We start from the raw sequence: 25,542 nt of genomic DNA, 5'->3' as shown, positions 1-25,542 counted from the left end.
CCGGGACGGCTAGTGCGTTCCGGCCTTGTAGGTGAGCACCAGTCCGATGTTCCGTAGCGCCGCCTTGTCGCCTTCCAGGGTGAGCGTCCAGCCGGGGCCGCCGGCGGCGGCGACCCGCAGGCCGGGCGTCGGCACGTACGCGCCGCCGGGCAGCGGGAACGCGCGGCCGGCGCCGAGCGTCAGGCGCACGGGCGCGTCGCCGGCCGCGCCGGTCATGTCCAGCACGGCCTGCACGCCGGTGACGCGCGGGTCGGCCAGCCCCGGGAGCAGGTCGGTGGTGACCGGCAGCACCAGCGACGGGGCGTCGCCGGCGGTGAACTCCTGCCACTGGTCGGGGAAGTCCCGGGCGAGGTCGAGGAACCGCGCGGCCGGGTAGGGCCGCAGCATGCCCTTGACCGCGTTGGCGAAGACCTCGCCGCCGTTCCTGGCGGTGTACCGGACGGTGATCACCACGTCCCGCAGCGCGGCCGGGCGGGCGCCCGACAGCGCGAGGCGCCAGGTGGACACCGCGCCGGTGCCCTCGAACGGCAGGTAGCGGTCGTCGTCGTAGCGCAGCTCGAAGAGCCCGTCGCCGTCGGCGCCGTCCTCGACGTGGGAGACGGCGATCTGCCGGCCGGCCCGCCAGTCGGCGCGCACCGTGGCCGGGGGCGCGCCCTTGGGGTCGAGCAGGTGCTTGACGGCCTTGGCGTCGGCGTCCAGCACGGTCTTGTGGCCGAGCTGGGTCAGCGTCGCATTCAGGTCGGGACGGCCGCCGCCCTCGTCCTCGAACGACAGCCCGACCGTCCTGATCTGGCGGCGGTAGTGCCCGGGGAAGTCGCGGTCGAACAGCGCCTCGGTGAACGCGAACTCGCAACGGCCGGTGCTCGCCAGGCGCAGCATGGCCGGCGGGTCCAGGGCCAGCAGCGACACCCGCTTGACGATCTCCAGGTCGCGGGTGTCGGCCGCGAGGTAGGCGTTGGCGAGCACGTCGAGGTCCATGCCGAGGCTCTCGCCGGACGTCAGCCCGGCGCGGCGGCTGTCCCAGTACAGCGGCTTGATGTAAGCGGGCCCGTCGGGGACGCCCCGCTCGAACCGGTAGGCCCGTTCGGCGGCGCGCGCCATCTCGTAGGCCATCCCGTAGGCCTGGAAGTACAGGCCCGACAGGCGACCGGCCATCCACTGGTAGAGGTCGGCGCCGGAGAACTTGTCCTTGAGGAACGCGGTGACCGCCTGCTGGTTGGCGATCTCCTGCGTCTGGACGTCCAGGTCGCGCTGCGCGGCGGTCAGCGCGTGCTCCGCGCTCGCCACCTGGTGCTCCGCCTGCGCCAGGTCGTTGCGGGCCAGGTCGATCTGGAAACGCCAGTCCTGCTCGGAGCGCTGGTACTCCGAGACCACGCCGAGCAGCTCGCCCAGGAGGCTGAACGACTCGCCGAACTGCTCAGGGACCTCCGCGGCCTTGTCCAGCGCCTTGCCGATCTGCTTGCCGCCGTACTCGGTGCCGAAGATGAACGGGCCGAACAGAACCTGCGGGACGCCGTGCGCGATGGAGGATCCGAGCTTGAGCCCGCCGGCGGCCAGGTGGGTCGCGGCGGCCAGCGTCATGAGACCGATCTGCGCCCGCTGGACCTGCGACATGCCGTCGTCCACGAGCTGCTGGTAGTGCGACAGCCGCGTGTTGACGGCGGTCCGCCCGGCCTCCGCCTCGCGCTTGCTCTCCTCGGCGGCCTCCATCTGCGCCTCCTTGACGGCGCGGGCCAGGCCGAGGATCACGGTCTCCTGCCGGGCCTGCAGCAGGGTGAGCTCCTCGGAGTCGCGCCGCTCCAGCACGCCGAGCAGGGCGTCGCCGAAGGAGCGCAGCTTGTCCACCAGCTCCTGGGCCCTGCGCAGCAGTACCGCGAACCGGTGCTCGGGCACCGGGACGGGCGGCGCGGCGGCGGCCGCGTCCGGCGCGGCGCCGCCGGCGACGGCGCTCACCAGGGCGGCCGGGTCGATCGGCGGGTCGAACAGCGGCACGGGACGGCTGACGCCCATGATGTCCAGCGACTGCCTGATCTTCAGCAGCCGGTCCTCGACCCGCGTCCAGTACTCGCCGAACACGGCGTTGCCGGGGATGGTGAAGTACGGGTCGGCCACTCCGGCGTGCACCGCTCCGGGCCCGGTGAGCATCTCGCCGCCTCCGGTCAGCTCCGGGAGGCGCTCCTCCCGCTCCAGGTCGGCGTAGCTGCGCGCCGTCCCGGTGCCGATGGCCGGGCGCAGCCGGCCGGGACGATCCCCCAGCAGGTCGTGGGCGAGGATGTAGAGCATCCGCGCCTCGTCCACGCTCTCGGCGGTGTACTGGCGGAACAGCATGTCCCCCCAGTCGAGCAGGTTGTCGACGTAGGCCATGACGACCGCGCGGCGGTAGGCCACCGGGCGCAGCGCGGCGATGGCGTGCGGGTCGAACGGGTCCTCCCGGTAGGCCGCGAGCAGCCGCCCGTTGTCGCCCACCAGGTCGTACTGCCGCCGCAAGCCCCCGACCAGCGCGACGCGCTCGCGCAGCTCGGCCAGCACCGCCCGCGCCCGGGGCGTCTCGGCGCCGGTGACCTCGTCCAGCGCGTCGTCGAAGTCGCGGGTGGCCAGGTCCCTGAGGTGGTCGACGTCGTCGTCCTCCAGCGCCCGCTCCTGGAACGCCGCCGCCAGCGACCTCAGCCGGTCCAGTTCCGGGCCGAGCTCCGCCTCCGTCCGGGACACCTCGGCGCCGAGCCGCCGCAGCTCGGCCAGGTCGCCCGCGCAGCCGTCCGCGAGCGCCCGCGGGTCGATCGCGAGGAACGGCAGGAACCGCCAGTAGGCGGAGGGGTCGGTCGGGTCGAAGATGTACTCGTACCAGCGGCGCGCGTCCTCGAACCGCTGGGCGCCGTTGAGCGCCTGCGCGATGAGCAGCGGCGCGTGGAAGAAGATCTCCCAGTAGTAGACGCTGTTGCTGCTCTGGAAGTCCAGGTAGGAGCTGGTGGGCAGTCGTTCGGGGGTGACCTTGTCCGCGCGCACCCGCACGGTCGTGGGCCCGGTCGCGCCGGTCCCGAAGGCGGGCAGCTCGTCGGTCTCCTGGGTCTCGGGGGCGAGCAGCGCCGCCACCCCGCCGGCCAGCAGCCGCCGGTTCAGCACGAACGCGGTGCTGGTGGTCAGGCGCACGATCTCCTGCGGCAGCGTGGCGTACTCGTAGGGGACGGCCACCTCGGCGTCCTTGGCGTAGCGCACGTACCGGTCGCCCATGAACAGGAACAGCTCCGCCGTGGTGTCCAGCGCCCCGGTCAGGCCGGTCTCCACGCCGTCGGGCAGCTCGCCCCAGTTTCCGGCGATCGGCGTGTACGCGGTGACCGCGTCGAGGTCCCGCCCGGGTTCCCAGACGGCGTAGGAGTCGCCGCTGAAGACGTACCGGTGGCCGGACTGGCGGAACACCGCGTTCACCGGCCGCGCCATCGAACGCGGATAGCCCTGGTCGGTGACGCCCGAGGGGGCGCCGTCCGGGCCGAGGGTGTAGCGGGCGTACTCCGTGCCGCTGGTCACGTACAGCGCGCCGTCCTCGACGTAGGCGGCGTCGACGGTGCGCCAGCGGCTGCCGAGGTCGCGGGTCTCGTACGTGCCCGGCTCGCCGTTCCCCACGCGCAGCTCGTAGGTCTGCGCGGTGTTGTCGAAGAAGCAGGAGAAGCCGGGGGTGACCAGGGCCGCGCCGACGGGGCTCCAGGTGGGCAGGCCGTCGGGATTGCCGGCGAGCGTCTTGGGGTAGCCCTCGTCGAGCCGCTGCCGGCCGTCGTCCCCGGCGAGCGTGTACCGCAGGTAGCGGTCACCGAAGATCATGTAGGTGCGGCCGTCGCGGACGAAGGCGGCGTCCAGGTGGTCGACGATGAAGGCCATGTCGTCGCCGCCGTCGGCGAGGTCGCGGGGCGGGGTCCAGCGTTCCCACATCGGCCGGACGGTCTCCAGCGAGCCGGACATGGCGTACCCGCCGCGCTCCTTGGAGAAGAAGTACTCGGTGCCGTCCGGCGCGGTGAACGCGGCGTCCACCGCGGACCATTTGGGCAGGTTGTCGCTGTTGTCGCGCATGTGCTGAGGGAAGCCCGGGTCGGGCGGCCCGATGGGAGCATCCCCCGTACAGCGGACGTACTCATCGCCGGAGAACAGGTAGACGTGCCGGGCGCGCACCAGCACGGCGTCCACGACGCCGGTCGTGGTGAGGTTCTCCGGCGGCCTGCCCCAGTCGCCGGCGATGGGTAGATCCGATCTGGCCCGCGTACGGCCACGGGCGATCTTGACGTAGCGGCCGCTCTTGTTGCCGAAGAAGTATCGGGTGCCGTCGGCCAGCTCGAACGCGGCGTCGACGCGGTCCCACGCGGGCAGCTTGTCCTTGTTGCCGCGCAGCATGGTCAGGCGCGTCTCTTCGGCCGGGGCCGGGATGATCGGCCTGATGAGGAAGCTGCCGCCCTTGTGGTCGACGCTCAGCCAGTGCCGGTCGGGCGAGGAGGCCGGCCGGTTGAACCGCACGATCGCCCCCGCCCCGACGGCCTCGGCCTCCTCGGGCGCCAGGATGTCGGCGACCTCGCCCGGCCTGCCCGTCTGCGCCGTCAGCCCGATGACCGGGACGGCGTACAGCTCGGGGGTGAGCGCGAAGGACACCGCGCCGGGCGCGGCGGGCAGGGCGCACGAGACGAGGATGGCGTCGTGCTCGTCACCGGGATCCTGACCGGGCAGCGGCGCCGACCACACCGACAGCGGGATGTCGGGGAACGCGCCGCTCCACAGGATGTCCGCCGACCCGACGACCTGCGGAGGGACCCACTCCTGGTTCAGGTTGCAGAAGGAGTAGAAGATCTTCACGCGCTGCGGCGCGGGCGGCGCGGTGACCGTCTGCTTGTCGCCCGTCCGCGTGGCCGTAAGCGCAGTGTTGGAGGTGTCGCGCGGGACGACCGCCTCCACGCCCACCCAGAAGACGAACACCCGGTCGAAGGCGTGGATCGGATAGACCTTCTCGGCGTCGATGCGCAGGTCGATCTTCAGCCACGGCCCCCAGGTCGTGGACAGCCGGACGCCCTCGCGGAACTCGGCGCGCCGGTAGTAGAACCGCAACGGGGCGGTCCTGGTACGGCCGAACAGCACCAGGCCGCGCGTGCCCCGTCCGGCGCCATCGGGCACGTAGACGTAGCCGCCCGCGATCGCCAGCCGCGACACCTCGGTGTACTCGTCCAGGTAGCGCTTGTAGGCGCGCTGCACCCCGTCGGCGGTGATCTCCCCTTGGAGCAGGTCCTTCTCCAGCTCCTGGAAGGCCGGGGTCTTGGTGTCGCGCAGCTCCGGCCGCAGGTAGTTCTCCGGGTACAGGAAGACCTCGCGGTTGGCCTCCCACGTGCGGTAGTTGCGCATCCAGCCCCACAGGGCCTTGACCCGCGCGCGGACCTGCTCGGCGGCCAGGCCCGAGTACACCGTGACCGGCTCCAGGTCCAGCAGGTAGCGGTGCAGGTAGAGCTGGACGGCCGCGATGGCCTCCTTGACCCGCGAAGTCGTGCCGCGCGCGCCCATGTCCACGTCGATCAGCAGGTGCTCGAACAGCTCGCGCGAGGTCCGCCCCCCGGAACCGGCGGCGAGCACGGCCGAGACCAGGGCGTCCCGCTTGAGCAGGTTCAGCTCGTCGTGAACCTGCCGCGACAGCTCGGCCCACTCCTGCGGCCCGTGCGCCCGCGCGAGCAGCCCGTACAGGGCGGACGCGGCGCGCTCCAGCTCCGCCGCGCGCCTGGCCGCCGACTCCCGCTCCGTCGCCGGCTCGTGCCCGGCCGCCGACTCGCGCTCGGCGGCCGACTCGCGCTCGGCGGCCGACTCGTGCTCGCCGTGGACCCGCGACCAGACGTCGGCGTACACCGCGGACGGGCCGAGGCCCAGCCGCCCGGCCAGCGGGAACAGCTCGGCGAGCTGGAGGACGAACTCGATCTCCAGCCGGTCGCCCGGACGCGGCGCGCCCGGCAGCAGGTCGCGGTGCCGCTTGACCCACCTCAGCTCCTCGGCGTCCCAGCCGAACAGCGCGGCCAGCCCCCGGTAGGGGTCCTGGACGGGGACGGGCCCCGCGCCGAGCTGGGCGGCCAGCCCGCCGTCGCCGCCCGGGTGCTCGCGAGCCAGGGCGGCGAAGCGGGCGATCGTGGCGACGTCGTCCAGCCGGTAGTCCGCCGCGGCGGACCAGCGTCGCGCGAACGCCTGTGGATAGGTGCGGTCCACGACGCCGTACCGTCCGGCCCCGCCCGGGCTCCCCGGACCGGCGCCGCTCGTCGTCGCCCGGCCGGCTCCGCCCGCGCCGCTCGTCGTCGCCTGGCCGGCTCCGCCGGCGCCGTGCCGGCTCGCCTCGGCGGCCGTACCGGAGTAGCGCACGTACTGGTCGCCCTTGGCGAGATAGGTGCGGCCCTCGAAGACGAACGCCCCGTCGATGCCCGCCTCGAAGGACGCCGGCAGGTCGCCCCAGGCGTTGCGGATGGCGCGGGGGTGTCCCTGCTCGACCCGCTCCAGGTCACCGGGGGCATAGCGGGCGTACTGGTCGCCGCGGAAGGCGTACAGCTCGCCGTCCGGGGTGGTGAACGCGGCGTCCACCCCGGGCGGCCCGTCGGCGAACGCGTTGCGCACCCGGCCCCACGTCCCGGCGACCGGCCGCGCGACCGGCTCGGCGGTGGCCGGGTCGTCGGCGCGCAGGTACTTCTTGCCCTTGAACAGGTAGAGGTGCCCGTCGGCGCCGGTGAACGCCGCGTCGATGCCGTCGTGGAACTCCTCGGGCAGCGCCGCGACCCCCAGCTCGGCCGGCAGCGCGGCGGCGATCGTCCGCGGGTACCCCTCGTCGGCGAAGGCCAGGTCGGTGCCGGAGTAGCGCACGTACTGGTCGTCGGAGAACAGGAAGGCCCGCCCGCCGGCGACCAGCGCCGCGTCCACCCGGCCGCGCTCGGCCAGCGCGTTGCGCACCCGGCCGGCGAACCCCAGGTCGTAGGTGACGGCGGCGGCGTCCGACACCGCGTGGCACTCGCCGCCGACGAACAGGTAAACGGTGCGCCGGTTCGCGACCACCGCCTCCACCAGCCGGTCGTGGCCCGCGGCGAGGCGGTCGATCAGCACATCGTCGAACGACTCGGGCAGGTTGGCGAACGCCTCCTCCTTGCGCAGCTCGCCGATGATCGGCTTGGGGTAGCCGGGGTCGGCGTAGCGGTACTCGGCGCCGGTGTAGCGCACGTACCGGTCGCCGGAGAACAGGAACGTCGCCGAGCCCCGGTACACGAACGCGGCGTCCACCCGTGCCACGTCCTCCGCCTGGCCGGCGCCGTCCCCGTCCGGCGAGCCGGAGACCGGCCCGCCCGAGGGGCCGGAGGCCGACCCGGCAGGGGCATCGGAGACCGGCGACCCGGCCGGGGAACCGTGCGCGCCGGCGGCGCCGAACAGGCCGCGGGAGCCGCTCCACCGCTCCCTGGTCGACTCCATGGGTGAGAAGGCGCCGTCGCGGTAGGCGGTGAAGCGGCCGGTGAAGAAGAAGTACGTGGCGCCGTCGCCGGCGGTGAAGGCCGTCCGCAGCGCCTCGCCCGGCCGAAGGTCCCGGCCGTAGCCCCGCCAGACGCGCTCGATCGGACGGGGGTAGGACCACACGCCCGCCACCTGGTCGTACTGCAGGCACTCGTCGCCGCGCAGCAGGAGCATGGTGCTCCCCTCGAACAGCACGGCGTCGGGGAAGGTGAACCCCTCGGCGCGGTAGGCCTGCGGGATGTCCCAGAAGCCGGCGTCGGCGGGGCGCGGGTACCCGGGGTCGGGGCTCCGGTAGTCCGCGCCGGAGTAGACGACATAGCGCGTCCGCCCGTCGGGGCCGGGCCGCTCGAACAGGTAGGTCCTGCCGTCGCGCACGTAGGCCAGCGCCACGTTCGACAGCCCCGCCCAGTGCTCGGCCACCGGACGCGGCCGGCCCGCCTCCGAGGCGTCCGAGGTACGAGAGGTGCCGGACGTGCCCGGGGCGGCGGGGTAGGTGACGAACTGGTCGCCGCTGAACAGGTAGGTGTTCCCGTCCCGGCCGACGAACGCGGCGTCCACGATGCCGCGCTGGTGGATGTTGTCGCGCGGCCACCCCCACTCCTCGGCGAGGGGGTAGTCGCGTCCCAGCCGGACGTTGTAGCAGGACGATCCCTTGAACAGGTAGGTGGTGCCGTCGGCGCCCCGCAGCACGGCGGAAAGGCCCGTGCGGTACTCGGGCGGGACGGCGCGCAGCGTCCTCGGCCGCGTGGGCGCCGACGTGGCCACGGTCCCCTCCAGCGCGCCCAGGTGGCGCCAGCCGTCCGGTCCCTGCGCGACCACCCGGCCGTCCTCGATGAAGGCGCAGGTGACCCCGGCCAGGTCGAGGTGGGTGTGGCGCCGGTAGAGGCCGTCGGAGACGACGTGGCACCTGCCGTCCTTGAACAGGTACACGTTGCGCCGGTCGGCGAACGCGGCGTCGATGCCTCCCGCCAGCGGCACGTGCAGGTTCCGCAGCCGGGGCTCCTGCGCGAGGGCGGCGATCGGGCGCGGGTAGCCGTCCTGCACCGCCGAGTAGTCCTCGCCCTCGTAGCGGACGTACTGGTCGCCGGAGAACAGGTAGGTGTGGGTGCGCACGACCTCCACGCCGTCCACGACCTCGGTCGAGTCCGCCACCAGCGTCGCGTCGACCCGGCCCGTGCGCGCGAGGGCGTTGACGACGTTGCCCCAGAACGGCGTGACCGACGCCGGGTAGCGGTCGTCGACCCGGGTGTAGTCCGCGGTCGAGTACCTGACGTACCGGCGGCCGGAGAACAGGTAGGTCTTGCCGTCCTTGCCGACGAACGCGGCGTCCACCCGCTCGAACGGGACGCTGTCCCAGTCCTCGCGCAGCGTGCGCACCTCCGACCACCAGCGGCGCCTGCTGTCGAACACCACGAACCGGTCGCCGGAGAACAGGTAGGTCAGCTCATCCCGCCCGGTGAACACGGCGTCGACCCTGGCGAACCTCGGGTCGCCGGACAGGCTCGACGGCAGGTTCCACCAGTCGTCGGTCAGCGGACGGGGGTGGCCGGGGTCGGGCGTCGAATAGTCGCGGGTGGAGTAGCGGACGTAGAACGAGGTCTCGTCGCCGGGGCCGCCGTGCACGGCCAGCCGGTCGCCCTCACGGCGGACCTCCACCTCGATGCCCTGCTCGGTGGTCACCCTCCAGGCACCGCCTCCGCCCTCAGGGACCGGCCGGGCGTCGTCCGCGAGAGGGAGAGCGTGCTCGGCGAGGCGGCGGCGCAGCGCCCGCGGGACGCGGCCGGCGGCCAGTTCGGCCTCGGCGGCCGAGGCGTCCTCAGGGTCGAGCGGGAGGTCGAACAGCCGCCCGGGCAGGCCGAACAGGTAGGTCTTGCGGTCCAGGACGAACGAGGCGTCCACCCTGCGCAGCCCGCCCCAGTCGGGCTCGATGCCGCGCGGGTATCCCTGGTCGACGACCGAGTAGTCGGAGGTCGAGTACCGCAGGTACCGCTCGCCGCTGAACAGGTAGGTCCGGCCGTCCATCCCGACGAATGCCGACTCCACGGCGCCGCTGGGCAGCACGTCGGACAGCACGCCCCAGCGCCCGGCCACCGGCACCACCTGGTCGGCGGCCCCCCAGCGGTCCTGCTCCCCACCGGCGCCGCCCCCTGCTCCAGGGGCGGGCGGGAGGGCGATGGTCCTGCCGTCCTTGAACAGGTGGACGGCGCCGTCCCCGGTCGCGAAGGCGGCCTCCAGCCCGCCCTCGAACGCGACCGGCGCGCCGGGGAAACGTGTCTCGATGCGCAGCGGGTACCCCTCGACGGCTAGGACGCCGTCGTTCTCGATGCTGTCGGCGTACTCCAACACCTGGTCGCCGGCGAACAGGTACACCGCGCCCGAGGCGTCCGCGTACGCCGCGTCCACCCGCTCGGCGCCCGCGAGCGTGTTGCGCACCCTGCCCCAGGTGCCGGCGATGGGACGGTCGGCCGCGTCGCCGACGGTGACGAAACGGTCGCCACTGAACAGGTGGACCGCGCCGTCCCGGTGCCGGAACCCGGCGTCGATCGACCGGCGGAACGGCGCGGGCAGCGGGGTCCGCCGGTCCTCGCCCTCCCACCACTCGCCGATGCTCCGCGGGTACCCCTCGTCCACGACGGTGTAGTCGGCGCCGGAGTAGCGCACGTACTGGTCGCCGCGGAACAGGTAGGCCCTGCCCTCGTCGTCCACGAACGCCGCGTCCACGCGCTCGGGGTCGTCGAAGGCGTTCTCGACCTTCCCCCACACCCGGTCGCGCTCCACCCAGCGGGCGCTGCCGTGCTCCCTGACGAACGTCCGCGAAGCGCCGTCGCTCCGCCGACCGACGATCCACTCGGCGCCGGCGACGGTGAAGGCGGCGTCCACGCTCCGCAGGCCGGCGAACCGGTCCGACAGCTCGGTGAGCGGCCGCGGCCGGGGGTCGGCCAGGGTGTAGGTCCCCGGCGAGTAGGCCCAGTAGGCGTCGCCCAGGAACAGCAGGACGCCGCCGTCGGCGGTCTCCAGCAGGGCGTCGAAGCGGCCGGCGCCGGGCGGCAGCGCCAGCGGCTCGGGGTACCCGCCCACCAGGTCCTGGTCGCGGAAGGCCACCAGCACCTCCGCCGCGTCCAGCCCGAGCTTGGCCGCGAGCACGGCGAACCCGCGGATCCGCCGGTAGGCGCGCCGGAAGCGCGGGCCCACCGCGCCGGCCGGCTCCGCCGCGCCCGGGAGGCCGTCGTCCGCGGCGGCGTCCGCCGCGGCGAGCGCGGGCACCACCAGCATCTCCATGGTCTGCGCCGCGCCGCCGGTGACGCCCGCGCAGATGGCGGCGACGGTGTCCGCGGGCACGCCGAGGGCGTCCTGCAGCAGCGAGGACACCAGCGTCCGCTGCCGGTCGGCGAGCGCGCCGAGGGTCGCGACGATCTCGGCCATCCCGGCCGACACCTCGATCGCCACCGCGTGCAGCAGGTAGAACAGGTCCTTGGCGTAGTCCTCCAGGCCCGCGACCGTGTAGTGCAGCACGTTGCCCGCGTCGCCGAAGTACCCGAGCCGTTCGAGGGGGACGGCCAGCGCCCGGTTCAGGTCCCCCGCCCCGACGAGCATGTCCACCAGCCGGGCGCGCTCGCGCTCGTCGAAGTCCAGCGCCGCGAGCGCCACCAGGTCGAGCCGGTACGGCCGCTGCTCGGCGAGGATCGCGGAGACGCGGCCGGCCACCATGGCCGTCTCCGCGTCGGTGAACCACGCTCCCAGTAAGGCCGAGCCCGACGAGTCCGCCACCGCCCTCATCGTCGCGTCCACCCGCATGAGGCCGTCGTCGGTGAAGGCGCCGTCGAGGTCGGCCAGGACCCGCCCGGCGACCGCCTCGTCGGCGATGTCCTTAAAGTCCTCGGCGACGAACGTGCACAGCTCCGCCCTGAAGTCCTCGACCTGGCCGCGCATCGCCGACAGCACGGCCCCGCGGTGCGGGTGGAACTCGGGCGGCAGCGCCAGGTCGTCGGGGCCGGCGGCGAGCAGGGCCGCCTTGTCGCGGTACGCGCCGTCCCGGTCGAGGTACTCGTTGAAGCGCAGCGCCTCCACCAGCGCGCCGACCTGGATCTCGGTCAGCGGGAGCGCCGCGAAGACGGCGGGGTCCAGGACGAGCCGTCCGCCGTGGAACCGCTCGACCCGCTCGCGGAGCCGTCCGAGCACGGCGGGGGCGACGTCTCCGAGGTCGGCGTTGACGACGAGCAGCTCGACGTCGGAGTCCTGCGGGTCCTCCTTCGTGAAGGGCGCGGGCCAGAGGATCTCGCCTTCGGCGTCGAGGTAACCGTTGAAGACGAGGTTGTCGTACAGCTCGGCCTGCTCGTCGGGCCCCAGGCCCAGCGAGACCAGATCGGACGGGTACAGCGCCGCCGTGCCCGCCGCTTCGTCGTCATCCGGCCAGGCATCCGCGGCGTCCGCGCCCTCGACCCCGGAATCACCGGCCACCAGGTCACCCGCGTCCGCACCCGCACCCGTGTCCGCACCGGCGTCCTCGGCGTCCTCGGCGTCCTCGGCGTCCTCTCTATCCGTCGCGTCTTTCGCGTCCGGGTTCGTTGCCGTGCCCGTTCCCGTGGCCGGGTCCATGCCGGCGTCAGCATCCATGGCCATGTCCATGGGCGCGTCCGTGTCGGGCGCCGGTGCGCCGCACAGGCGGGCGATCACGTCGTAGAGCGCGCGGCGGTGCGGGGTGAAGTCGCGCGTCAGGCGCAGCTCCTCCCCCTCACCCGGAAGCCTGTCCAGCACCAGTTCGCCGTTGGCCCGCAGGTAGCCGGCGGTGACGAGATCGGCGTAGATCTTCCCGGTCAGCCTCTCGTCGAGGCCGAGGTCCAGGAAGTCCTCCTCGGTGAGCACGGCGAGGTCGGTCAGCGCGTCGTAGGCCGCCGGCTCCGCCTCGGCACGGTCCAATCGGAGCACCCGGTCGTCGCCCGGCGACACCACGCCGTCGTAGGCGGTCAGCACGTCCTGGATGACCTGGGACGCCCGCTCCCCGAACCGGTCGGAGACGAAGGAGCCGGGGCCGAACGCCACGCTCTGGAACTCCCGGCCCAGGTCCGCGGCGACCGCCTCGGTCCCGTCGTCGGCGGGGACCGCGCCCTCGCCCGCCCGGCCCGTACCGTCCCCGCCCGCCGCCAACGCCCCGTCCGCCCTCGACGCCGCGTCCACGCCCGCACGACCGTCCAGGCCGGTGGACAGCGGATCGCCGGTGGACAGGGCCACCGGACCGCCCATGACCGCGCCCAGGTCCTCGACGCCGAACCCGTCGGCCCGCATCCACTCGGCGACGCCGGAGAGCGTCCGGGCCAGCCACAGGCTCGCGCCGGCGTCCCCGGCCTCCAGGATGCGATGGCAGTCGCGGGTGCCCGGATCGTCGTCCAGCGGCAGCCCGCGGAAGGGCGTGTAGCCCTGCGGCCGCGGCGCGGGATCGGCCTCCACGGCCGCGAGCACGCCGAAGAACTCGCCGGTGGAAAGGCCGAGCGCCGCGCTCAGCCGGGTGACCCGGTGCAGCAGCGACAGCGCCGCCAGACCGATCTCCTCGCGGTCGAACGGACCGGGCTCCAGCGGCGTGCCCGCGTACCGGCGGCGGTAGCGGACGACGATCTCCACCAGGTCGCTCTCGCCGACCGACAGGCCGCTCGCCAGGCGGCGGCGGTAGGCGGCGTTGCGCGGCGCGAGAATGTCACCCGCGCACCGCAGCGCCCGCCCTGATGGCGGCGCGTCCGGCCATGGCCAGACCAGGCCGTCCTCCTGGCCGCCCGGCGCGGTCATGACGTCGTTGTAGGTGCGGGTGAACAGGTCGCGGGGGTCGGCGCCGTCCCGGATGCCCGTGGTGTCCATCGGGGCGGCGAGGGCGCAGACCACGTCCACCGGCAGGTCGTGGGTCCGGTGCAGGTACACCACCGCGGCGAGCACGCGCAGGGCGGCCGGGTCGATGCGGTTGCCGCAGCAGGTCCTGAGCACCACGTCCAGGTCGGCCATCGACAGGCCGGTCCTGCGCGCGAGGCGCACGAAACGGCGCGTTCTCTCGAACCACTCCCAGGGCACGGGGGTCTCCTCGGCTCCCCACACCAGCCGCCGTCCCTCCGCGTCCACGCTCACGGGGGTGCCCCCCTGGTTGACGAAGAAGGCCGACGCCTCGGCGTGCGGCGGGCGGGCGAGCGGGAGGAGGTTCTGGAACAGCAGGTCCCGCAGCTCCGCGGCGGTGAGCATGGTGGCCCGGCGGAACCGGTCGACGTCCTGCAACGCGGTCAGCGGCTTGTCGCCGAGGCCGTAGCACTCCTGGACGGCGGCCTCGCCGGAGAGCACGGTCGTCACGATCGCGGCGTCCTCGGGCGTGAGGCCCAGGTACTCGCGGGCGACCACGTCGGCGCTGACCCGCGCCGCGAACGCGCGGTAGAACTCGTCGGGGGCGATCTCGAACCGGCGCAGGTACGCCCGGAACCGCTCGTCCTGCAACGAGAACGGCTTGTCGAACGGAAAGCGCAGCTCACGCAACCGCGCGAAGGCCTCCGCCTCCACCTCCGCCTGCGTCGCGGGCCCCGCGTCCACGTCCGTACCCGCGTCCGCGCCCGCGCCCGCGCCCGTACCTGCGTCCGCGCCCGCGCCCATACCCGCCGTGTCCGCGTCCGCGGACATGCCCGGCCCTCCGGACGTGTCCGGGCCCACGGTCGTATCCGGATCCGCGGACATGTCCGGGCCTGCGGACGTACCCGGAGCCGAGGTCGTGTCCGGGTCCGCGGACGCGTCCGCCGTGAGGAACCTCGCCAGCACCTCGTTGACGATGTCCAGGTACGGGACCTCGGTGTAGGTGCCCGCATGGTCGAGGACGACCCGCTTCAGCCCCGGCCGCCGTTCGAGCAGCGACGGCTCCTCGAAGTTGTCCTCCACGAGCTGGAGCAGGTCGGCCAGGTAGGCCGCGGGCGAGGTGACCGACCCCGGCTCCTCCTGCTCCCCGAAGTCCAGTTCGCCGAAGAGCCGGTCGTAGCTCGGCAATGAGCCGTCTTCGCGCAAGAGATCCTCCAGCTCGGATCCGATGAAGCGAGATAGGTGCCCCGGGGCATGGCGGATCGAGCCGTCGAAACTCGCACGAGGGCGCGCGAGATCACATGGCACGGCGATCGGCGAAGACGGTCCGTCTCTGCTCCGCCCGGCCATACTTGCACTCGAAGCCTTGGAACGAAACATATCCGGACTAATCAATTGATCACATTGAATGCCGATTCCAGAAACCACATATAAACGCTTCAAAAGGACATATGGCTTTTCATCGGCCAGTGGGGATGGCTTCGCCGATGTCGGGCGGGGACCGGAGGGACGCGACCGGGCACACGGCCCGTCGCCGGACGGCGGCCGGCCGACCCGCACCCGGCGGTCAGCACACCAGGGGCTCGGCGTCGACGTCGTGGGCGTAGAGCCAGGCGTTGTGCCGCAGGACGTCCCCCTCGCGCAGGCCGGCGTCGCGTTCGCGTTGTTCGGGACCGTCCGCCAGGTGGTTGTACTCGGCGCGGCCCCGGCTCATCAGTTGCACGCGGCTCGCGCGCGGCCTGCGGGTCGCCTCGTAGGAGAGCAGGGCCTTCGGCACCGTGTCGGGGTCGGCGCCGCCCAGGCACCGGGCGAGCACGGCGGCGTCCTCGATGGCCTGGCCGGCGCCCTGGGCGAAGAACGGCAGCATCGCGTGCGCGGCGTCACCGAGCAGAGTGACGCGGCCGCTGGTCCACCGCTCCAGCGGGCCGCGGTCGTAGAGCGCCCAGCGTTTGGTGCCGGGCGCGGCATCGATGAGCCGCCGCAGGCCCGCGTCCCAGTCCTCGAACTCGCGGGCGAAGTCGGCGAGCTCGCCGTCGGACGTCCAGGACTCAAGGCGCCACTCGCCGGCCGGCACGACGGCGACGAGATTGACCAGGCGCCCGCCGGACACCGGATAGTGCACGACGTGCCGCGCGGGGCCGAGCCAGAGGGTCTGCACCCGCCGCCGCGCGTACTCGGGCGCCCGCTCGACGGGGACCAGGGCACGGAAGGCGCTGAAGCCGGAGAACCGGGGCGCCGCCTCGGCCACGATGCGCGGCCGGACGGTCGAGTGGATGCCGTCGGCCCCGATGACCGCGTCGGCGCGCACCGTGGTCGTGCCTCCCGACCGGTGCGCGAAGGTGAGCTCGACCTCGGCGTCGTCCTGGTCGAGGGCCACGCAGCGGTGGTCGAGGCGGACGACGCTCGCGGGCAGCGCGTCCTGGAACATCGCGAGCAGGTCGGCCCGGTGCGCTGTGTGCAGGTTGGCGCCGTACAGCCGCTCGCACGCCTCTCCCATAGGCTGGGAGGAGATCACCCGGCCGTCCGCCCACCGGCGGTACTCCCACGCTTCCTCCAGCCAGACCGCGCACCGCGCCAGGGCGTCCCCGAGGCCGAGCCGCGCGATGAGCCGCACCATGTTCGGCGCCAGCATCACCCCCGCGCCCACCTCGCGCAGCACCGGCGCCTGCTCGTACACCTGGGCCTCCACGCCGGCCCGGCGCAGGTGCAGCGCCGCCGCCAGCCCCCCGAGACCACCGCCCACGATCGCCACCCGTAAGCCCACGCACGCCCCCAGCCACGATTCCCGGGTAGATCACCACTGCGGAAGTAGCGGGTTCATCTTCACCCGTGCGGCGGGGGCGGATCCAGAGCCTCGCGGTGGACGAACCACAAGGTCATGTCCGAAATGGATGACACAGAGTGGCGTACTCCTCACAGTGATTACGCACCGTACACATCATGCGACTCTGGACGAACTTCGATATACAATCTTCGCCATGTTGTCTTGATGCACTTGTGCCCAAGTGGGCATAGTTGTCCAGATCATCGGCGCAGTGGCCGCGGGACGCCACTCGGGGAACGGCTCCAACCCGCGTCCACAAAGGGCGCGCCGCACACGAAATTGGACACGACAGATGAGCTCGCCCCCTCCGATTCGCACGAGGCTCCTGAGGATCCTCGCGCTGCCTCTGGTCTCCATGGTCGCCTTCTGGGGCTTCATCGCCTACTCCAGCATCACGGAGATCTCCGACATCTCCCGCACGCAGAGCCGCTGGCAGGCCATCGGGGCGCCGGTCCTGCAACTGGTCTACGAGCTCCAGCGGGAACGCCAGGCCTCCGCGCAGGCCCGGAGCACCGGCAACGACCAGGCGCTGGCGAGGCAGCGGCAGCTGACCGACGACCGGGCCCAGGAACTGCGCGAGCTGATCGGGTCGGTCGGCCAGCAGAGCAAGGACGAGACCCCCGCCGAGGTGCGCACCCTGATCGGGGCGCTGGACTCGCTCCAGACGCTCCGCCGGTCCGCCGACAGCGGCAGCCTCTTCCCGCCCGTCCGGGTCATCGACGCCTACAACAAGCTGATCGACGACGCCGGCCGGCAGCTCAACGCCGGGGGCGCGCTGAGCGACGTGTCGACCGACCGGGCGGTGCGCGGCATGGCCGCCTACAACAGCGGCGCCGAGTACCTCAGCAGGGAGAACGCCGTCCTCACCAGCACGATCGTGCAGCGGCGGATGACTCCCAGCGACCGTTCGGCGTTCGTCGCCGCCATGACCGGCCGCCGCATGATCATGGCGAACGCCGCCCGTGACGTCGGACCCGACCTGCGCGTCCAGTACGACAACCTCGTCCGGGGCCTGCCCTACAGGCGGCTGCTGGAGATGGAGGACAGGGTCTTCAACTGGAACGCGACCGGCGTGCCATTTGTGGATCCCGACGACTGGAAGAGCGACACCAGCCTCCTGCTGCAGACCATCAACCGTGACACCCAGAACGAGCTGTTCTGGGTGGAGGAGGCCCGGCAGGCGACCAAGACCGCGGCGTACTGGCGCATCGGGCTGGTCCTCGGCCTCGGCCTGGTGGCGGTCATCGCCTCGATCCTGCTGTCGTTCCGGTTCGGCCTGTCCATGATCGTCGAGCTGCGGCGCCTGCAGAGGTCGGCCGTGGAACTGGCCGAAGTACGGCTCCCCCGGCTGGTCGAACGGCTGCGCAGGGGCGACGACGTGGACCCGGCGACCGAGGCGCCGCCCCTGGACTCGGCCCGCACCGCCGAGGTGGAGCGGGTGGTCCAGGCGTTCTCGGCCGTGCAGCGCACCGCCGTGGAGGCCGCGGTCAGCCAGGCGACGCTCCGCAAGGGCATCGGCCAGGTGTTCCTCAACCTCGCCTGGCGTAACCAGGCGCTGCTGCACCGCCAGCTCACCCTGCTCGACACGATGGAACGCCGCGTCGAGGAGCCGGACACGCTGGAGGACCTGTTCCGGCTGGACCACCTCACCACCCGCATGCGGCGGCACGCGGAGAACCTGGTCATCCTGTCGGACTCCACGCCCGCCCGCCGGTGGCGCGACCCGGTGCCGATCTTCGACGTGGCGCGCAGCGCCGTGCTGGAGGTCGAGGACTACACCCGCGTCATCGTGCCGCCCATGCCGCAGGCCCCGCAGCTGCTGGGCGTCGCGGTCGCCGACGTGATCCACCTGCTCGCGGAGCTGGTGGAGAACGCCGCCGTCTTCTCCCCGCCGGAGACCACCGTGCACGTGCGGGGCATGGCGGCGGCCAACGGCTTCGCGATGGAGGTCGAGGACCGCGGCCTCGGGCTGAGCGAGGCCGCCTTGGAGGAGCTGAACGCCAAACTCGCCGACCCGCCGGAGTTCGACCTGGTGGACAGCGACCGGCTCGGCCTGTTCGTCGTGGCCAGGCTCGCGGCCCGGCACGGCATCAAGGTCTCGCTGCGGCGCTCCCCCTACGAGGGCACCACGGCCATCGTGCTGCTGCCCGTCGCCCTGCTCGCCACGCCCGACGCCCCCGTCATCGAACCCATGCCGGACCGCGCCGCCCCGGCGCCCGCCCCCAGTTGGTGGGAACGTTCCCACATACCCTCGCAACGGGGCGCCTCGATGGGTCCCGACCGGGGGGACCGGCCCACCCGGGCTCTGGGCACGCCTCCACCCACCGCCCAACGGGCGCTTCCGGCACCGGACGCGTCGTCCTTCCCCCACCGGACGCCAGGGGCCTCCCAGCCGCCGGCACAGCCACCCGTCCAGCCCTCGGGCCGGCGGTCCGCTGAGCTGTTCACCCCGCTCTCCGACCGTCCTCCCGCCTCGCCGACCGCCTCGCCGCCCACCGAACCGTTCACCGCGCCATCCGCCCCGCCACTTGTTCAGCCACCCGCCGAGCCGCCCGCCCGGCCGGCGACCTCACCGGCCGCTCCGCCGGCCGGCCGTCCGTCCGCCGCCGTGCCGAGCACCGACGAGGACGACCTGGACGGGCTGCCGATACGGGTGCGGCAGGCCAGCATGGCCCCCCAGCTCCGCCGCACGCGGGCCGCCGAACAGCGCGAAGTCAGCGTGCGCTCCCCCGAGGAACTTTTCAGCATCATGTCGTCCATGCAGCGCGGCTGGCAGCAGGGCCGCGGCGAGGCCGAGCAGAAGTAGATGACGCGCAATCGAAAGGAGGGCCATTCCGATGCCCGAACCCAGACCTGAACTGAGCTGGCTGCTCGACGACCTGACCCAGCGCGTCCCCGGCGTGCGGCACGCCATCGTGCTGTCCGGGGACGGCCTTGCCATGGGCGGCTCCCGGGGCCTGACCCGGGAGGACGCCGAGCACCTGTCCGCCATCTCCGCCGGCAGCCACAGCCTCGCCCTCGGCGCCGGACGCCACTTCGGCCTCGGCGGCGTCCGGCAGACCATCATCGAACTGGAGGAGGGCTTCCTGTTCGTCACCGCGGCGGGTCAGGGGGCCCGGCTGGCCGTGCTCGCCTCGGGCGACGCCGAACTGGGCATGGTCACCTACGAGATGGCGCTGATGGTCAAGCGCGTCGGCGAGCACCTGTCCGCCCTGCCGAGAGGAGCGGCTCCGGCACCCGCCTGGAACGGCGTGCGTCAGTGACCGGAGAGGATCCCGGGCCGCTGGTCAGGCTCTTCGGGCTGACCGGCGGCCGTGCGCGCCCACCCGGCGAATCCTTCAACTTGGTGGCCATCGTCACGACCGTCAGCATCCCGTTCGAGCAGCCGGACCTCGGCCCGGAGTACCTGGCCATCCTGAGGACGTGCCGCAGGCCCACCCCGGTCGCGGACGTCGCCGCCCAGCTGAGGCTCCCGATCAACATCACCCGCGTGATCCTCGGCGACCTGCGTCGCGAGGGTCTCGTGACCATCGACCGACCGCAGCCTGCCGCGCAGGCGATCGACGAACGCATCTACAGGGAAGTGCTGCATGCGCTACGCAGCCTCTGATCGGGCCGCCGCCCCAGGCGCCGCCCCGGCGATGGCCATCAAGATCCTCATCGCCGGCGGCTTCGGGGTCGGCAAGACGACCATGGTCGGCACGATCAGCGAGATCCGGCCGCTGCACACCGAGGAACTGCTCAGCGAGCGCAGTGTCGGTGTGGACGACGTCTCCGGCGTCGAGGCCAAGACCACCACGACCGTGGCGCTGGACTTCGGCCGCATCACCGTCCGGGACGGGTTATGGCTCTACCTGTTCGGCACCCCTGGCCAGGACCGGTTCTGGTTCATGTGGGACGAACTGGCCCTCGGCGCGCTCGGCGCCGTCGTCCTGGCCGACACCCGCCGCCTGGAGGACTGCTTCCCGGCCGTCGACTACTTCGAGCAGCGCGGCCTGCCGTTCGTGGTCGCCGTCAACTGCTTCGACGGCGCCCGCCGCCACGACCCCGTCAAGATCCGCCGCGCCCTCGGCCTGGACGGAGTGGCTCCCATCCTGCTGTGCGACGTGCGCGACAGGGACTCCGTCGCCCGCGTCCTGACCACCTTGGTCACCTACGCCGTCGGCGACAACTTCGAGCACGCCATCCCCTAGAAAGGTCGGCGCTCCGCTGCTGTCCGAGGACGGCAGCGGAGCTCGTGCCGCCGTCAGCCGCAGTGCTCGAAGGGGCTGTCGTACTTGGCCGTGCCGATCGAGCCGCCCCACTTCACGCAGGTGCGGGCGGCCTTCGCGCGCACCGGCCCCGCGTAGTACTGGAAGCTGCCCGCGTCGGTCTGCCGCGCCTTACCCTTCACTTCCAGGTACGCGCTGGCGGCGACCTTGCCTCTGCCGCTGTTGCGCACCGTGGCGACGCAGTTCTGCCCGGTCGCCGAGGAGTACATCAGGAACACCCGCCCCTGCGAGCCGAGCGTCGCCACGTCGACCTGCTTGAAGCCCGAGCCGCAGACCTTCGCCGCGGTGTAGGGGTTGGAGCCGCTGGGAGCGCTTCGCGGGGCGGCACCGCCTCCGCAGTTCCTGGACTTCACGCTCTGGCCCGGGTACTTGAAGGCGGCGCCGTTGAACGTGGCACGGACGATCTTGCCCGCGGCCGAGCGCTGCTCGTAGTGGAGATGCGACACGATCTTGTACTTGGCGGAGCTGTTGCCTACCGCGCCGATCTTCTGGCCCTGCGCCACTCTCGCCCCCTGGGACACCGTCCGGGCGCTGAGGTGGGCGTAGAGGGTCGCGCTGCCGTCCGAGTGACGGATCTTGACCAGGTTTCCGAAGCCGTTGGCCGTCTGGTACGCGGAGATCACGACCGTGCCGGCCGCCGCGGCGACGACGGTCCTGCCCCGGTCCCTGTCACCGTCGTTCGCGCTGCCGTTGAAGTCGATCTCGTTGCCCGTGTGGGCGAAGCTGCCACTGCTGCCGACCCACGTCTCTCCGCAGGGGAAGGGCAACTGGAAGGTGGGGCCGGCGGCGCTGACGGCCGCGTTCGCCGTCGCTGAACCCGTCAACGCGGCCAGAGAACCACAAACTGTCACTATAAGGATCTTCGTTCGCACAAACGGCAAGATTGTCAGTCGGATGATCAGTTTGTCCAGATCATCCGACAAAGTGCACCCCGTCCGAGAGGCGGCCCTGTAGGAGAAATGCCGCCATTCTTCCCTGTTTCTGCTGCCACGTATGTGGTGATCCGCTACGGTCGCACGTTCCGACAGAGGATCGACGAGAGACTGGAGCAACGTGCGTAGAAGAGCTTTCTGGTTCGCCGCCTTCCTGGCGGTGGCGACGGTCTTACCCGTCTCGACGGCCAGTGCGGACACCGAGGTCCTGACGGCGCGAACCATCGCTTGGGCGCCTTGCGAGGAGGAGCCTGCCGCCGAGTGCGGCACGCTGAGCGTGCCCATCGACTGGTCGAAGCCGGCCGGGGCGAAGGTGGACATCGCCGTCGCGCGGCGGAAGGCCACCGATCCGGCCGCGCGGGTCGGTTCGCTGGTGATCAACCCCGGTGGTCCGGGCGGGTCGGGGGTGGAGGCCGTGTACGGCGCCCCCGGGTCCTACACCGAGGAACTGCAGCGACGGTTCGACATCGTCGGGTTCGACCCTCGGGGCGTGGGACGCAGCAACCCGGTGATCTGCTCGGCGTCGGTGTACAACCGGATGCCGCACACCGTCATGAGAAGCCAGGCCGACTTCGACGCCTGGAACGCGTTCACGAAGAAGCTGCACGCCGACTGCCGCGCACGTACCGGTCCGCTGTACGACCACGTCGACTCGGTCAACGTCGCCCGTGACCTGGACGCGCTCCGCGCCGCCCTGGGCGAGGAGAAGCTCACCTACTACGGCATCTCGTACGGCACTCTGATCGGCCAGATGTACGCCGAGCTGTTCCCCGGCCGCGTCCGGGCCCTCGGGCTCGACAGCAACATGGACCACAGCCTCGGCGTCGCGGGCTTCCTGGCCACCGAGGCGGTCGCCATCGAGGACGCGTTCGACCAGTTCGTCGGCTGGTGCGAGCAGGACACCGGCTGCGTCCTGCATGGACGTGACATCCATGCGATCTGGAAGGACCTGCGGGCGAAGGCGCGGCGCGGTGAGCTGAAGTACCCGAGCACGGGCCAGACGATGACCGAACTGCAGGTCATCTACAACGCCGCCCTGGGCACCGAGGGACCGGACTGGCACCTGCTGAGCGAGGTGATCAACTGGCTGGACGGCGGGCCGGAGCCTGAGTGGGTGCCCCCGCTGCCGGGCCGGCAGCCCGTGGAGGGTGACGTCGCGTATCTGCCGACCGCGGTTCTCTGCCAAGATTACAACCTCCGGGTGCGGAACTACGAGGAGTACGCCGCACTAATGCGCGCCTCCAGCCTGCTCGCACCCGACACGGGGTACCACCCGTACCCGACCGACGATCTGCCCATTTGCATGAACTACCCGACCACCAACGCGCCGCACGCGCTGCGGTACACCGGCGACGCCCCGCTGCTGCTCGGGAATTCCGTGCACGACCCGGCCACCCCGTGGATATGGTCCGCCAACGCGGCCCGTCAGCTCGGGCCCAAGGCGGTGCTGCTCACGTACGAGGGCTGGGGGCACCGCATCTACGGCAAGGACAAGTGCCAGGACGACATCTTCGACGCGTACCTGATCTCGCTGAAGGTGCCGCCGCGCGGCGCCCGCTGCGCCGTGGGCACGCCTGAGGAGAGCCTGCTCAGCCGGCGGACGCCGTCGCGGACATGGCCGACCGGCTCCGACCACTGGGCCGGCCCGGTCGCGGCCTCCCCCGTCTCCTGACTTTGAAGACGGACCTCCGCGCGGAGCTCATCCGGGTGAGTTCCGCGCGGCCATCGAGGGGGTGGGTGTCGCCGAACCACGGCGAGTCCGGCCGGGCCGCGAGCAGGAACTCACCAAGTACGTCAACGCCAAGAGATCCAAGACAGACCTGACCGCTCATACGGCCAGAACGCCGGCCGGGGCCCTCCACCCACTCCCCCGGCCGGCTCAGGCTTCCCTGCCTGGTACCTCGTGGGACGACGTACCTCAAACCTTCACGGCTCGCAGCCGGCGCTGGCTGAGCTTAATGATGTCTTCGACATCGGAGGTCAGAACCGTCACCGGACGCGGAAGGTGAAGAGCCGTGGCGCAGACCATGGCGTCGATAGCGTACTTGTGCCCGTGTAGCCCGGCCGCGGCGAGAAGCGCCGCGCCGTCTCGAGCGACTTCCCTCGTCACGGGCTCGACGACCAGACGGGACAGCGTCCATTCGTAACGGGCCCGGTTGATCTTCGGATGGGAGACCTCGACAAGAGTGGCCGCGCTGACGACGACCCGGACGTCCTCCTCCTCCGCCGCCGCCAGCCACTCGGTCAGTTCAGGCGTTTGAAGTACCGCCTTGGACAGGCCCTCGCAGTCGAGGACCAAGGATCCCGGCATCAGGCGGCCGACGAATTGCCAGAGACGTGCTCGTGGGCGTCATCCCGCAGAAGCGCGCGCTTGGCCTCGACCGCGGAACGCTCGACAGGGCCGTGCTGGGACTCGGCCGCGCTGACCAGCTCACGCAGATTGTCCCGCTCGATCTGCCGTGCCAACGCCTCGGACACATAGGCCGAGAAACTTCCTTTCCCGATCCGCGCCTGCACGGTGGCGGCGAGTTCCTCAGGGATCGTGACACTGAACTTTTTTGTTCCACCATCGCTCATACCACCAAGGCTACTACCAGTCGCATTCTCGGTGGGAGCACACATGTAGCCGCCTCATCGCCCGAGCTGCGCACGGGCATGATCGGTGGTAAGCCGGTAGGCGTGAACACAACGGGCATCATGACCGCGATCGGAGCACGTGTACTGCGCACCCGCCGCCTGGTGCGCGCGCCCATCTGGCTCTACCGGGCCGGCCTGGGGATCCTGTTCGGCTCGCGCCTGCTGATGCTGGAGCACATCGGCCGCACCACCGGCGCCCGCAGGTTCGCCGTCCTGGAGGTGGTCGAGCACCCGGCCAGGGACGAGTACGTGATCGTCTCGGGCTTCGGCGAGCGGGCCCAGTGGTACCGCAACGTGCTGGCCGACCCGCACGTCAGGGTCTCCTGCGGCCTGCGCCGCAGCGCTCCCGCCATCGCGGCCCCCCTGTCCCGCGCGGACGCCGACGCGGCCCTCCGCCGCTACGCCCGCGTCCACCCCAAGGCATGGGCCAACCTCCGCGCCACCATCGAACGCGCCACCGGCGCCCCCGTCGACACCCTCCCCATGATCCACCTCCACCTGACCTGAGAGGCACTGAGATGGAGCGCGGGGCGTCCTACTTGGTCGCCGCGAGGTCGACGACCCAGAACCCGTCACCGCGCGAGAACCTCAGCGCCCGCGAAAAGGGCCTCTGCCCCGGCTGTCATTCGACGGTCCATGGTGGAATTGCCGGGTGGGCGACGCAGCGATGGCGATTCTCGTGGGGCTGCAGGGGTCCGGCAAGACCACCTTCTACCGGCAGTCGCTGGCGCGAACGCATGTCCATGTGAGCAAGGACGCCTTTCCGAACGCCCGGAAACGGCAGCGGCGCCAGCTCCGGATGGTCCAGGAGGCGCTGGCCGAGGGCAGGAACGTCGCGGTGGACAACACCAATCCCTCGCCCGACGAATGGCGTCCGCTCATCGACATCGCCAGGGCGAACGACGCCCCGGTGGTCGGCTACTGGTTCCCGCCCGACGTCGCCGGCTCGCTCGAACGCAACGCCGTACGGCCGGGAAAGACCCGGGTGCCGGAGGTCGGCATCTATGCCACGCTCAAACGCCTGAGGCGCCCCCGGCCGGCCGACGGGTTCGACCAGATCTTCGAGGTCGGCTTCGACGGGGACGGAGGGTTCACGACAGAGGTCTCACAATAGGCAAGAGCCCTGAACGGCGACGAGCCGGAAGCACGGATGCGAGCCCGGGAATGGTTCCACTCGCGGACCCTGCCGCCGGGCGCGTGGCCGTCGTCCGGGTGGACCGCCGCTGTTTCTCCCGTTCCACCGGACAATGCTTCGGCGGACCCCTCGATCACCCTTTTCACTACTCATAGCCGAAACCGCACAGCGCCTGCCGAAACAGCTCGGCAGGCGGTATGCCCACCCCGAAATCGACCATATCCGCGTCGTGCCGTCAACAAACCCTGTGCGGGGTAGTTCGCGAGTGAATACCCGCACCGCGTCGGGTGAGCGTGAGAATTGTCGCGTTACTGCCGGCCGGCGGGCATGGGTGCGGCGGCATGGCGGGGCGAGTTGGCCGCGAACCGCGCCCGAGCGACTCATCCGACGTCCGATGGGCCTGATCCAGCCGGTGACCACGGCATGGAAGACGCAGAT

12 protein-coding genes are annotated in these 25,542 nt (G+C 72.0%); 7 read left to right on the top strand and 5 right to left on the bottom strand.

Annotation, left to right across the window (positions count from 1 at the left end):
• Positions 1-9: 9 nt before the first annotated feature.
• A complete protein-coding gene (locus tag ACFQSB_RS06030; RefSeq protein WP_380824794.1) occupies positions 10-14,511 on the bottom strand; it encodes a hemopexin repeat-containing protein in 14,502 nt (4,833 codons plus the stop codon).
• A 361-nt stretch (positions 14,512-14,872) separates the two neighbouring features.
• Complete coding sequence (locus ACFQSB_RS06025; RefSeq protein ID WP_380824793.1) at positions 14,873-16,048, bottom strand: FAD-dependent monooxygenase; 1,176 nt, start codon at positions 16,046-16,048, stop codon at positions 14,873-14,875.
• Positions 16,049-16,421: 373 nt separating this feature from the next.
• Here ACFQSB_RS06025 and ACFQSB_RS06020 point away from each other — a divergent pair, with 373 nt between their 5' ends.
• Genes ACFQSB_RS06020 through ACFQSB_RS06005 form a run of 4 tightly spaced genes read left to right on the top strand, consistent with a single transcriptional unit; the run spans position 16,422 to position 20,322 of the window.
• Positions 16,422-18,935, top strand: coding sequence for a sensor histidine kinase (locus ACFQSB_RS06020; protein WP_380824791.1), 2,514 nt, complete (start codon positions 16,422-16,424; stop codon positions 18,933-18,935).
• A gap of 31 nt (positions 18,936-18,966) precedes the next feature.
• Positions 18,967-19,392 (top strand): roadblock/LC7 domain-containing protein, encoded by a 426-nt coding sequence (locus ACFQSB_RS06015; protein WP_354838416.1) that lies wholly within the window; start codon positions 18,967-18,969, stop codon positions 19,390-19,392.
• The gene (locus ACFQSB_RS06010; RefSeq protein ID WP_380824789.1) at positions 19,389-19,739 is read left to right on the top strand and encodes a DUF742 domain-containing protein; all 351 of its coding nucleotides are present in this window, start codon (positions 19,389-19,391) and stop codon (positions 19,737-19,739) included. Before ACFQSB_RS06015 ends, ACFQSB_RS06010 begins: the two co-directional genes overlap by 4 nt.
• The gene (locus ACFQSB_RS06005) at positions 19,720-20,322 is read left to right on the top strand and encodes a GTP-binding protein (protein ID WP_380824787.1); all 603 of its coding nucleotides are present in this window, start codon (positions 19,720-19,722) and stop codon (positions 20,320-20,322) included. The genes ACFQSB_RS06010 and ACFQSB_RS06005 overlap by 20 nt, the downstream gene beginning before the upstream one ends.
• A gap of 53 nt (positions 20,323-20,375) precedes the next feature.
• On the opposite strand, the gene ACFQSB_RS06000 is transcribed toward ACFQSB_RS06005, so the two are convergent.
• Positions 20,376-21,224, bottom strand: a complete 849-nt coding sequence (locus ACFQSB_RS06000) for a M23 family metallopeptidase (RefSeq protein WP_380824785.1) — start codon at positions 21,222-21,224, stop codon at positions 20,376-20,378.
• 229 nt (positions 21,225-21,453) lie between these two features.
• Between ACFQSB_RS06000 and ACFQSB_RS05995 the strand changes: the two genes are divergently transcribed.
• Positions 21,454-23,004, top strand: a complete 1,551-nt coding sequence (locus ACFQSB_RS05995; protein ID WP_380824783.1) for an alpha/beta fold hydrolase — start codon at positions 21,454-21,456, stop codon at positions 23,002-23,004.
• Positions 23,005-23,250: 246 nt separating this feature from the next.
• On the opposite strand, the gene ACFQSB_RS05990 is transcribed toward ACFQSB_RS05995, so the two are convergent.
• Positions 23,251-23,631, bottom strand: a complete 381-nt coding sequence (locus ACFQSB_RS05990; protein WP_380824781.1) for a DNA-binding protein — start codon at positions 23,629-23,631, stop codon at positions 23,251-23,253.
• A gap of 11 nt (positions 23,632-23,642) precedes the next feature.
• Positions 23,643-23,909 carry a CopG family transcriptional regulator gene (locus tag ACFQSB_RS05985; protein ID WP_380824779.1) on the bottom strand — a complete coding sequence of 89 codons (267 nt, stop codon included), beginning with the start codon at positions 23,907-23,909 and terminating at the stop codon, positions 23,643-23,645.
• Between the two features lie 120 nt (positions 23,910-24,029).
• On the opposite strand from ACFQSB_RS05985, the gene ACFQSB_RS05980 reads away from it, so the two are divergent.
• Both ACFQSB_RS05980 and ACFQSB_RS05975 read left to right on the top strand, forming a co-directional pair.
• Positions 24,030-24,476, top strand: a complete 447-nt coding sequence (locus ACFQSB_RS05980) for a nitroreductase family deazaflavin-dependent oxidoreductase (protein ID WP_380824777.1) — start codon at positions 24,030-24,032, stop codon at positions 24,474-24,476.
• 145 nt (positions 24,477-24,621) lie between these two features.
• Positions 24,622-25,083: an AAA family ATPase gene (locus ACFQSB_RS05975; RefSeq protein ID WP_380824776.1), complete on the top strand. Its 462-nt coding sequence runs from the start codon at positions 24,622-24,624 to the stop codon at positions 25,081-25,083.
• The last annotated feature ends 459 nt before the right edge of the window (positions 25,084-25,542 follow it).

Source organism: Sphaerisporangium rhizosphaerae, from assembly GCF_042665155.1.
Taxonomy (GTDB): domain Bacteria; phylum Actinomycetota; class Actinomycetes; order Streptosporangiales; family Streptosporangiaceae; genus Sphaerisporangium; species Sphaerisporangium rhizosphaerae.
This window is presented reverse-complemented; position numbering and strand designations above follow the sequence as displayed.

Bases quoted from the DNA above. Each gene is read 5' to 3' on its own strand.
- ACFQSB_RS06020 (WP_380824791.1), top strand. From the start codon at position 16,422: ATGAGCTCGCCCCCTCCGATTCGCACGAGGCTCCTGAGGATCCTCGCG.
- ACFQSB_RS06015 (WP_354838416.1), top strand. From the start codon at position 18,967: ATGCCCGAACCCAGACCTGAACTGAGCTGGCTGCTCGACGACCTGACC.
- ACFQSB_RS06005 (WP_380824787.1), top strand. From the start codon at position 19,720: ATGCGCTACGCAGCCTCTGATCGGGCCGCCGCCCCAGGCGCCGCCCCG.
- ACFQSB_RS05985 (WP_380824779.1), bottom strand. From the start codon at position 23,909: ATGAGCGATGGTGGAACAAAAAAGTTCAGTGTCACGATCCCTGAGGAA.
- ACFQSB_RS05980 (WP_380824777.1), top strand. From the start codon at position 24,030: ATGACCGCGATCGGAGCACGTGTACTGCGCACCCGCCGCCTGGTGCGC.